This window comes from Haladaptatus sp. QDMS2 (assembly GCF_029338295.1).
In the GTDB taxonomy this organism is placed as follows: Archaea; Halobacteriota; Halobacteria; order Halobacteriales; family Halococcaceae; genus QDMS2.
In genome coordinates this window covers 313,812-324,930 of record NZ_CP119792.1, presented here as the reverse complement: position 1 = coordinate 324,930, position 11,119 = coordinate 313,812, and the positions used below count along the sequence as shown (strand labels likewise).

The window sequence follows — 11,119 nt, the reverse complement described above, 5'->3', positions numbered from 1 at the left end:
ACTGTAGCCTGACGTATGCCAAAAGCTACCGTTTGCCTATCGTACGATTTTGACGCCGTATCGACCTGGCTGTGGTCCTACGATTCGTGGGACATGCCGACCAGACACTCCCGAGGCGTATTCGGCGCGGAAGTCGGAGCCCCGCGATTGCTCGACCTTCACGACAAATACGACATTCCGGCGACCTGGTTCATTCCGGGTCACACCATCGACAGCTTCCCGGAAATCAGCGGCGAGGTGTGGGACCGCGGGTACGACATCCAGCACCACGGATGGAGTCACACCGGCCCGGCAACGTTCGAATCCGAAGAGGACGAACGCGCCGACGTCGAACGCGCCGTGGACTGCATCGTCGACCTCACCGGGCGCAAACCGACCGGCTACCGGTCGCCAGCCTGGGACTTCTCTGCGAACACCCTCGACATTTTAGAGGACATCGGCATCGAATGGGATTCGAGCAAGATGGCCTCCGACTTCAAACCCCACTACGTCTACGGTGGGTGGAGCGCTCCACCAGACGGCCCCTACGACCGCGGTGAACCCACCGACATCGTCGAACTCCCCGTCTCCTGGCAGCGCGACGACTGGCCACCCTTTACCTTCACCTGGGCCCGCCCCCACCGGATGGGCTACGTGAGCGAGGACTCCATCTTCCAGCGCTGGTACGACCAGTTCGACTGGATGTACGACAACATCGACAACGGCGTGTTCATCCTCACGATGCACCCGCAGGTCATCGGGCAGGCTCACCGTATCATGCGCCTCGAACAACTCATCCAGCACATGCAGACCAAGCCCGACGTCGAGTTCAAAGAGATGGACACCGTCGCGAGCGAGTTCAGAGACGAAAACTAACCTAACGACTATTTTCTTTCGACCGCGCTCAGAGCACGGCGAGGATATCACGAACGCTCGCTTGGTCGCGCAGTGAGAGCAACCGCTCGAACGTGTCCGCTGCCACTGATTCTTCCACTGCTCTCGTCGCACAGTCCACGAACTTCGCCCGCAGCTCCGCCTCAGTGAGCGGGTTGTTCGGCGTTCCGGGTGGTTCTTCGAGCGTCGCCTCGTAGGTCTCTCCGGCGGTCGTCGTCAGCGTGACTGTCGCCAGATTCGACTTGTAGGGAAGCGATTCGTCTACCTCGAAGACGGCGCGTTCGCGTACCTGCTGGATGGTGGGGTCGCGGATGGTCGCTGGCTCGAACGTGGCGAGGCCGATGCGGTCACTGGCCACCCCACAGGCGAGGGCGTACTCCATCGAGAACTTCGCCTCCAGTTCCGTTTCGGGAATCGGGTGGACGAGCGCGTCGCCCGCACCCCGCGACGTGACCGTTCGAATGCGTTCTACGTCCGCCGGCACGATGGCGTGGTCTTCGACCAGCTGCTGGGCCGCGGCGATGCTCGTGTGGGTGAAATAGCAACAGGGGTAGGCCTTGATGCTAATTCCCGTTTCGACGAGTCGCCACGGGTCGCCCGGCGGGTCGGCCACCCGGGTCGCGCCGTCGCCGTACCGGTCCCAGAAGCCACGCGCCCCGCTGATTGCGGCGTCGTCCGCGGTGAACCCCTCTGCCGCCAATCTCGCCGCGGTGACGCCAGAGCGCCCGGCGAGTCCGGCGTGGAGGGGCTTGGTCATCGACCCGAAGTTGCGTTTCAGGCCAGACGGCATCGACGCGGCGATGTTGAGCGCGCGCTCGGTCGCCTCGGCGTCGAGGCCGAGCAGGTGGGCCGCCGTCGCCGCGGCCCCGAACGTTCCGAACGTCGCGGTCGGGTGCCAGCCCTGTTCGTAGTGGGCCGGACTCACCGGCTCTGCGATGTAGCACTCGGCCTCGAATCCCGCGGCGAACGCCGTAATCACGTCTTTGCCGCTCGCGTCGAGTTGCTCGGCCAGCGCGAGCGCGGGGGCGACGAGGGGCACGCTCGGGTGGCCGTCCATCGCCCACGAGAGGTCGTCGAAGTCGAGGGCGTGGCCCGCAGTTCCGTTGGCGAGGACGGCGTCAGTCAGCGCGGCCTGCTGGCCGGTTCCGAGTAGAGTTACGCCGCCGTCGTCGGCGGTGACGGGTTGCGCGATGGCGATGGCGCGTTTTCCGGCGTCGGCCACTGCACCGGCGAGCGTGACGCCGACGGTATCGACGAACGCGCGTTCGACGGTCTCCACCGATTCTTTTGGCACCTGCTCGTAGGTCAATCTGGTGACGAACGACGCGAGGATATGTTCTGGGGTTTTCGTGCGCTCCGCTGGCGACTGGGTCATTGGTCATGATTCGGTGGTCCGGGGCTAAAAGATTGTGTCACCGGTAGCCACGGTGCTGGCTCAGGACGAGCGCAGGTCCGTCGTCGCCACCAGGTCGAGTTCGTCGTCTTTGATGACGACGCCGTAGTCGTCGCGGGCGGCTTCCACTGACACGAGCCCATCGAGATAATCCGCGTACACCTGCTCTGCCGGGCGCTCGTGTGGGTTGCCGTAGCCCCCGCCACTGGCCGTCTTGATGAGCACGCGGTCTCCGGGTTCGAACTTGTAGCCGGATTCCTTCGAGTTGAGGTCGATGACCTCGCCGTCGGCCTTGATGTGTTTGAGGTCGCCGTGGGTTCCCTCGCCGCCGCCGAACAGGCCGTGCGGGCGGTAGGTGTTCCCGTCGCCTTCCATCGTCATCACGGCGTTCGTGAGGAAGCGCGACTCGCGGACGATGCCGTGGCCGCCGCGGTGCTTGCCCGCGCCGTGGCCGTCCTCGCGGAGGTGGTATCGTTCGACGCGCATCGGGTGTGAGAGTTCGATGTCTTCGACCGGTCGGTTTTTCGTGTTGTGAACGAGTGCGTCGACCGCGTCGAGTCCGTCTGCGGCGGGGCGGCCACCGTAGGACCCCTCGTTGACTTCGAGGTACACCCAGTAGTCACCCGCGTCGTCCGTCCCACCGTAGCTGACGAAGTACACCTGTCCGCAGGTGCCGGCACAGACGCGCTCTGGAAGCGCCTCCGCGAGCGCCTTGATGATGAGGTCGCTCATCTTGTCCACCTGATTGATGCGCGCGAACGCAGAGGTGGGCGGCGTTGGGTTGAACATACAGCCGGGTCGCGCCTTCGGGTGGACGGGCTTGAACGTCCCGGAGTTCTGTGGCAGGTATTCGTCGCGGACGAAGGTGTCCATCAGCAGCGACCGGATGGTGAAGTAGATACACACGTCCGTCGAGCCGTGGAACGGGATGTTGTACCCTGTCGGCGTCTGGTCTGCGGACTTGCTCATGTCCACGGTGATGTCGCTGCCATCGACGGTAATTTCGACGGCGATTTTCAGCCGCTTGCCGCGATTGCGCCCGTCGTCGTCGAGATAGTCCTCGGCGTAGTACGTGCCGTCCGGAATCTTCCGGATTTCGTTGCGAAGTAGGGCCTCAGCGTAGTCCATGAGCGCCTCGCCCGCGAGCTGGATTTCCTCCAGCCCGTACTTCTCGACGAGCGCGAGGTAGCGGTCTTTGCCGACGTTGCACGAGGAGATTTGGGCTTGCAGGTCGCCGATGACCTCGCGTGGCGTGCGGACGTTGTCCTGGATGAAGTTCCAGATTTCGTCCACGCGCTCGCCCTGGTCGTACACCTTGGTCGCCCGAAATAGGCTCCCCTCTGCGTACATGTCCTCTAAGTCGATGGCGAGGCCGGGCGTCGCAGAGCCGATGTCAAGGTGGTGGGCCGTGTTCGCCGCCCACGCGATGTGCTCGCCCTCGTAGAAGATGGGCACCGCGACGGCGATGTCCGGCGAGTGACTCGCCCCGTAGTGGGGGTGGTTGTGGATGAACACGTCGCCTTCGTTGATGATGTCCTCGCGTTCGACGCCGCGTTCTTCGAAGGTGTCGTACATCCCCTGCAGGTAGCCGATGAGCGACCCGACGTGCATCGGTGTCGAGTCACTCTCACAGAGCTCCCGACAATCCGTCGTGAAGATGCCCGCGCCCATGTCCTCGCTCTCCCTGATAATCGAGGAGTACGAAGACCGGATGAGTTTGTAGCCCATCTCCTGGGCGATGGTGTCGAGTTCCCCGCCGATGACCTGCATCGTCACGGGGTCGATATTCCTGCCTTTCAGGATTTCGGTCGCGCTGGTCTGTACGGTCTGGTCGTCGGTTTTTGGGTGGTCTTGACTCATGGCTCTCTCCGCAGTTCGATTGCACCGTTCTGTAACACCGTGGCCGTCCAACCCGGATTGACGACGACGGTGCTGTCGAACTCGTCGACGATGGCCGGGCCGGTGACGACGTTCCCCACCGCCAGTTTCTCGCGGTCGTAGCGCGGGACGGTCAGTTCCTCGGGTGCGGCCGAATCGCCGAAGTAGACCGTCGTTTCGGTCGTCTGTGCCGCCGCCGGATTCTCGTCACCTGCCTCGACGTCGAGCGGTTCGTAGGAGTGGATGTCCCCGATTGCGGTCACGCGAAGGTTGAGCATGACAACCGGGTCCGCCTCGAAGTAGTGGCCGTACTCGGCTTCGTGTTTCTGTTCGAACTTCTCGCGCATTCGAGCGTGCCAGTCGCCATCCGTGCCCTCGAAGTCGATGCTCAGTTCGTAACCCTGTCCCTCGTAGAGACAGTCGATAGTCCGTCTGAACTCCCACCGGGATTCGTCGATTTCGTCGCGCAAGAGTTGGTCGCGCCCGTTCGTTTCGAGGCGGTCGAACGCCTCGTCGATGTAGTCGGCTTCGACCGTTTCGAGGCGCTGGCTCACCGTCTGCTGGAAGTCGTACTTCACGTTGCCCGTGAGCAGGCCACGCGCCGACGCGATACCGGGCGACGGCGGAATCAGGACGTTCGACATCTCCAGTTGTTCTGCGATGCTCGCGGCGTGCATCGGTCCCGCACCGCCGAAGGCAACCATCGTGTACTCGCGGGGGTCGTATCCGCGCTGGACGGTCTGTTCGCGAATCGCCCGGTACATGTTCGTGTTCGCCACTTCGAGCGTGGCGAGCGCGGCGTGTTCGGGTGTCGAGAACCGTTCCTGGTCGACGCGGTCACAGAGCTGCGTCTGGATGGCGGTTACCGCCGCTTTGTGGTCGAGGTCAAGTGTGCCGCCGAGGAACGAGTTGGGATCGATACGCCCGAGGGTGAGTTGGGCGTCGGTCGTCGTCGGCTGGTCGTTGCCCCGGCCATAACACACCGGGCCGGGATTGGCACCCGCGCTCTTCGGCCCGACGTTGAATCCCATCGCGCCGTCGAACCAGGCGATAGAACCACCGCCAGCACCGATGGTAGCGATGTCGAGCATGGGGACGATCGCCGGATAGCCGCCCACCTTGCTGTCTCGCGGGTCGCGTTCGAGCACCCGGCCGGGAACGACGGAGATGTCCGCGCTCGTCCCGCCCATGTCGAGCATGATGAGGTTCGGTTTGCCGACGTGCTTGCCCTCGAACTCCGCGGAGAGGACGCCCGCCGCCGGCCCAGAGACGAGCGTCGTCACCGGCTGTTCGGCCACGTTTTGGAGGCTTGCCATCCCGCCGTTCGATTGCATGATGAGGATTTCCGCGTCGAACCCCTCCTCACCGAGTCGTCGCTCCAGTCGCGAAAGGTACGTGGACATCACCGGCGCGAGGCGGGCGTTAATCGCCGTCGTCGTGAACCGCTCGAATTCGCGGAACTGCGAGATGACCTCGTGAGAGGTGGAGACGAACAGGTCGGGGTAGTGCTCCTCGATGAGTTCCTTCGTCCGAGCTTCGTGGTCTCCGTTCAGGTACGAGTGGAGATAGCAAACGGCGACCGACTCGACACCGTCTTCGACGAGTTCCTCCACCGCGTTCAACACGTCGTCTTCGTCGAGCGGGGTGACCACGTCGCCTGGCGGCTGGATTCGTTCGGTGACTTCCTTTCGATGGCGTCGTTTGACGATGGGTTGTTCCTGCCACTGAATCGTCTGCTGGAGTGAGAAACTGTGTGGCTTGCGGTGGCGGCCGATGTGGATAACGTCTCTGAATCCGCGAGTCGTGAGCATCCCGGTTTCTGCCCCCTCGTGTTCGAGCAAGGCGTTCGTGGCGACGGTCGTGCCGTGTAAAATCTGTTCCACCGAACTCGGGGCAACGCCCGCAAGCTCGCAAAGTTCGACGATTCCGGTCACCGTCGAATCCGATGGGTCGGGTGTCGAGGGCGTCTTGTGGATGAACTCGTCGTCCTCCGTGACGAGAATCAGGTCGGTGTTCGTCCCGCCGACGTCCACTCCGATACGTACACTGGCGAGGCTACTCCTGGTACTGCGTGACATACACACACTGACCTTACCGGTCACCCACATAACCGTTTCTCACCGACCGATGACAGGTGCTCGGGTCGCTCCGACTGCTTCCGGCTCGTTTCCCTCGATAAAAGGCGGCGGAGTGGGTCGTTTTTGTGGGATTCCCCTTCGAATTCCGGCGAACAATGATTTATCGTGTGGGACTGTCTCGAATACGGTGAACACATATGTCCACGACAGTGACCGAACTCACGACGGCCGAGGAGTGGCGAGCGGCGTACCCCGTCATGTCCGAGTTGCGCCCCCTCGAAGAGGACCAGTACATGACCTACCTCAGGCAGATGCACGAGGAGGGCTATCGACTGTTCGGACTCTTCGACGATGAGGAACTGCTCGCCGTCGGCGGGGTACGTATCTCGACGACACTGTACCACGGCAAACACGCGTGGGTGTACGACCTCGTTACTCGCGAGGACCGCCGGTCTGCGGGCCACGGGGGGACGTTGCTCACGTTCCTAGAGGAGTGGGCGACGGCGCGCGACTGTGCGGTCATCGAACTCGCCTCCGGTCTCTGGCGGGACGACGCCCACCGCTTCTACGAGGAGCGAATGGACTACGACCGCTACTGTTACACCTTCAAGAAGGACCTCGACTGACTGTTTTCGTGCCTGCGATGGGACTCCAGGCCCGGTGCGCACATTTATCGTGTCGTTGTGCAAATGGATTGGCAGACAGATGATCGAGCGAATTCTCATCGCCGTCGGCGAAGAGCGGATGCACGTAGAGGAACTGACCGAACTGGCCGTCGAAATCGCCACGCCGTTCGACGCCCACGTGACCCTGTTGCGGGTGTACGCGGCGGGTGAATTCAAACAGCTCTTAGACGGGTTCGAGTACGACTCTGCCGACCCCTCCGACATGGCGAAACGTAACGCCGTCGTCAGGGAGGCGGCTCGTGTCGTGAAAGATGCAGGTCTCGAACAGACGGTGGTCGGCCTCGTCGGCAACACGGCAGACGAAGTCATCGACTACGTGGACACCCACGACGTAGACCACGTGTTCATCGGCGGACGAAAACGAAGCCCGGCCGGAAAGGCTCTGCTCGGCAGCACGAGCCAGGACATCATCCTCGGTCTATCGGTGCCCTGTACCGTCTATAATCTCGGCTAATCGAGAGCCGCCAGCTTAATTTCCCCACACAAGATTCGGAAGATACGCGAAACGTGTCGGATTACTGTCCCAAAACATTAAAGTCGCTCTTGGCGATTCACCATTCATGAGTGCAATTAGCAAAGGCGAGGATATCATCTCGATATCCGCCCTCGAAAAGTCCTTTGCGAACGAACAGGTGCTCCGGGGCATCGATTTTGGAGTGAAATCAGGCGAATTCTGCGTCGTCGTCGGGCCGAGCGGGAGCGGCAAATCGACGCTGCTCAAGGCTATCGCGGGCGTCGTTCCGTACGACGGCGGGACGATTCACCTCGCCGGAGAGAACGTAGACGACATCGCCATCGAAGACCGTAATCTCGGCTACGTCTTCCAGGACTTCGAGGAGCGATTGTTCCCCCACATGAGCGTCGCAGAGAACGTCGCCTTCGGCCTCCGACAGTCGGACGACTCCTACACCGAAGCAGAAATCCAGGAGAAGATAGACGAGGTGCTCGACCTCCTCGCCATCAGCGAGACACGCGCGAACAAACCATCGGAACTCTCCGGCGGGCAACAACAGCGGGTCGAACTCGCCCGGCAACTCGTCCGCGAGTGCGACGTGATGCTTCTCGATGACCCACTCGCCGACCTCGACTACAAACTCCAAAAGCGCATGGAACTCGAAATGCGCCGCATCCACGATTCGATGGGGAGTACGTTCGTCTACGTCACGCACAACCAGGACCAGGCGCTCAAACTCGCCGACAAACTCGTCGTGATGAACCACGGCATGATAGAGCAAGTCGGAACGCCCGACGAGGTGTATCGGAATCCCGCAACTGCGTTCGTTGGCCGCTTCATCGGCGACTCGAACCCGCTGCTCGGCAGCGTCGTCGAGACGCGAGACGACCACGTCGTCGTCGAAACCCCACAGGGGACGGTGGTAAGCGAGTCTCGCAACGGCCCCGTGGACACCGGAACCGAGGTCATGGTGCTCATTCGGCCCGAAGACATCACCATCGGCGAGGGCGCTACTGCCCGGGAGAACTCTTTCCCCGCGACCGTCGTCGGTCGGACCTACACGGGCGAGGAGACGGAGTTCAGCGTCTCTATCGGTCCCGACACGGAGGAGTTCCAGGTCGTCATCACCGGCAACGTGCCGAGTGACACCGTCGGCGAGAGGACGACGATTGGCTGGGACGCCACCGATAGCATCGCATACGCCACGCTCAGCGTGGTCGATACCGTCACCGTCGACGACCTGATGGAGGTATAATCGTGTCAGAAACCAATCTCACAGACCACGCGGAAGGCGGACAGCAAGCCCAAGACCCAACCGACGTGCTTCGCGTCGAAAATCTCACCAAGATTTACCCCGACGGCACGCTCGCCGTAGACGACATCTCCTTTAGCATCAAGGAAGGGGACTTCTGCGTCGTCATCGGGCCGTCCGGGTGCGGGAAATCGACGACGCTCCACTCGCTGGTCGGGAAGATTAAACCGACCGAGGGTCGGGTCATCCTCGATGGCAAGGACATCACGAACAAGCCGACCTACCAGCGAGACATCGGCCTCGTGTTCCAGGACTTCCAGTTATTCCCCCACCTGACCGTCGCGGAGAACGTCACCTACGGGCCAAAGCGGATGAAACTCCCGGAGGCGACCATCGACGAGCGACTGGAGAACGTCCTCGAAATGATGCAACTGCACGAACTGCGCGACCGCCAGCCGCGTGAACTGTCTGCGGGACAGAAACAGCGCGTCGCCCTCGCTCGCAGCCTCGTGCTCGAACCGAAACTGCTGTTGCTCGACGAACCGCTCGGCGACATGGACTACAAACTCCAAAAGCGCATGGAGCGGGAGTTACTGCGCATCCACCGCGAACTCGACACCACGTTCGTCTACGTCACCCACGACCAGACGCAGGCGATGCGCCTCGCAGACCAGATTATCGTCATGAACGGCGGGAAAATCGAGCACTCGGGGCCGGTCGACGAGGTGTACAACCGCCCCAACACCGCGTTCGTCGCGGCGTTCGTCGGCGACTCGAACCTGTTCGACGGCGAACTCGTCGGCCTCTCGGCGGACGAAACCCGTGCCACCATCAAGACGGCGCTGGGCGAGTTTGCCGTGAGTACTGAAAATCTCGACTCCGAACCGAGCAGCCTCGTCGGCAAGCGGGTTCCCTTCGCGGTTCGTCCCCAGTACGTCCGGCTCGATTCGACGGCCGAGAACACACTCGACTGCGAGGTTCAAGACGTACTTTACCAGTCCGGGTCTGGGACGCAGATGATTCTTCACGCGACCACCGAGTCAGGGACGAGCGAGGAGATTCAACTCAAATCCGACGACCGTCTCACGGTCGATGGCGACCGGGTCACCGTCGGGTGGGACGCGGGGGACACCATCATCCTAGAGCGGACGAGCGTCCTCCCGGACGTCGACCTCGAAACGGACATCCTCGGCAAGTAACCACCTTTTTCGCTCCGGATTTCGCCCTGCCACGCAAATACTTATCTTGCGCTTCCGAGATTGGATAGTATGCCAGTACAACTGGACCGAGACCGGTTTGTTGCGACGATGAAAGAGCAAGCCCAGATCGGGGGCACAGATGGCGGGGGACTCCATCGACTCGCCCTGTCCGACGAGGACAAGGAGATTCGCGACTGGTTCGCCACGCAGATGGAGGCGGCAGGACTGGAAACGCGCGTCGACGAGTTCGGGAACATGTTCGGACGCCGCGCGGGGACCGACCCGGACGCAAAGCCGGTGCTGGTCGGGTCGCACCTCGACTCCCAGCCCTACGGCGGCATCTACGACGGGGCGCTCGGCGTCATCGGCGCGCTCGAACTGATTCGTACGCTCAACGACCAGGACGTAGAGACGGCGCACCCAATCGAAATCGTGAACTGGACCAACGAGGAGGGTTCGCGTTTTCAGCCCGCGATGCAGGGCAGCGGCGTCTGGGCGGGCGCACACCCGATAGAAGAAGAGTACGCGAAGACAGACGCGAACGGTGCGGTGTTCGAGGCGGAACTCGAACGCATCGGCTACCGGGGCGACCTGCCCGCAGAACCCCCCGAGGAGTACGAGGCGTACCTCGAACTTCACGTCGAACAGGGACCGTATCTTGAGGAAAACGAGAAGGACGTCGGCGTGGTCACGGGCATCGTTGGCTTCACCTGGGGGGCCATCACCTTCCACGGCGACGCAGACCACTCCGGCCCGACGCCGATGCACTACCGCAAGGACGCGCTCGTCGCGGCGGCGGACGTCATCACGGCGGTCCGTCGGATTCCGGCCACGCTCGGGGAACGGACCGTCGGGACAGTCGGCTACGTGGACGTAAAGCCGAACTCTATCAACATCATCCCCGACGAGGTAACCATCACCTGGGGATTCAGAGACGCAGACGACGACGTGGTGGAGGAAGCCTACCAGCGCGTCCTCCAGGAGGCAGAGTGGGCTGCAGAGCGCGAGGGCGTCGAGTGGGAGTGGCACGAGCGAATGCGCGCGCCGAGCGTCACCTTCGCAGATCAGTGTGTAAACGCGGTTCAGCAGGCCGCAGACGACCTCGAACTCGACAGCATGCGCATCTTCAGCGGTGCGGGCCACGACGCGACCCACATGCACAGCGTCTGTGACACCGGGATGGTGTTCGCCGTGAGCGAGAACGGTAAGAGCCACAACGAAAGCGAGTACACGAGCTGGGACGACTGCTATTCGGCCGCCTCGACGCTCGCGAATGCGGCTGTCAACATCGCGGAGGAGCGCTAAC

9 protein-coding genes are annotated in these 11,119 nt (G+C 62.4%); 6 read left to right on the top strand and 3 right to left on the bottom strand.

Translation table 11 applies throughout. From position 1 onward, the window contains the following. Positions 1–15: 15 nt before the first annotated feature. The gene (locus P1M51_RS17540) at positions 16–855 is read left to right on the top strand and encodes a polysaccharide deacetylase (protein ID WP_276275005.1); all 840 of its coding nucleotides are present in this window, start codon (positions 16–18) and stop codon (positions 853–855) included. Positions 856–883: 28 nt separating this feature from the next. On the opposite strand, the gene P1M51_RS17535 is transcribed toward P1M51_RS17540, so the two are convergent. The 3 genes from P1M51_RS17535 to P1M51_RS17525 are packed head-to-tail and all read right to left on the bottom strand — an operon-like array spanning position 884 to position 6,222. After that, a complete protein-coding gene (locus P1M51_RS17535; protein ID WP_276275004.1) occupies positions 884–2,248 on the bottom strand; it encodes an MmgE/PrpD family protein in 1,365 nt (454 codons plus the stop codon). 60 nt (positions 2,249–2,308) lie between these two features. Further along, complete coding sequence (locus tag P1M51_RS17530) at positions 2,309–4,126, bottom strand: hydantoinase B/oxoprolinase family protein (RefSeq protein ID WP_276248838.1); 1,818 nt, start codon at positions 4,124–4,126, stop codon at positions 2,309–2,311. Next, complete coding sequence (locus tag P1M51_RS17525; RefSeq protein ID WP_276275003.1) at positions 4,123–6,222, bottom strand: hydantoinase/oxoprolinase family protein; 2,100 nt, start codon at positions 6,220–6,222, stop codon at positions 4,123–4,125. Before P1M51_RS17525 ends, P1M51_RS17530 begins: the two co-directional genes overlap by 4 nt. 197 nt (positions 6,223–6,419) lie before the next feature. Between P1M51_RS17525 and P1M51_RS17520 the strand changes: the two genes are divergently transcribed. The 5 genes from P1M51_RS17520 to P1M51_RS17500 all read left to right on the top strand — a co-directional run bounded on the left by P1M51_RS17520 (position 6,420) and on the right by P1M51_RS17500 (position 11,118). Beyond that, positions 6,420–6,848, top strand: coding sequence for a GNAT family N-acetyltransferase (locus P1M51_RS17520; RefSeq protein WP_276248840.1), 429 nt, complete (start codon positions 6,420–6,422; stop codon positions 6,846–6,848). A gap of 79 nt (positions 6,849–6,927) precedes the next feature. After that, positions 6,928–7,362, top strand: coding sequence for a universal stress protein (locus P1M51_RS17515; protein WP_276248841.1), 435 nt, complete (start codon positions 6,928–6,930; stop codon positions 7,360–7,362). Positions 7,363–7,468: 106 nt separating this feature from the next. Continuing rightward, the gene (locus P1M51_RS17510; RefSeq protein ID WP_276248842.1) at positions 7,469–8,617 is read left to right on the top strand and encodes an ABC transporter ATP-binding protein; all 1,149 of its coding nucleotides are present in this window, start codon (positions 7,469–7,471) and stop codon (positions 8,615–8,617) included. Between the two features lie 2 nt (positions 8,618–8,619). Beyond that, positions 8,620–9,813: an ABC transporter ATP-binding protein gene (locus tag P1M51_RS17505; RefSeq protein ID WP_276248843.1), complete on the top strand. Its 1,194-nt coding sequence runs from the start codon at positions 8,620–8,622 to the stop codon at positions 9,811–9,813. Positions 9,814–9,882: 69 nt separating this feature from the next. Further along, positions 9,883–11,118, top strand: a complete 1,236-nt coding sequence (locus tag P1M51_RS17500) for a Zn-dependent hydrolase (protein WP_276248844.1) — start codon at positions 9,883–9,885, stop codon at positions 11,116–11,118. Position 11,119 lies beyond the last annotated feature (1 nt).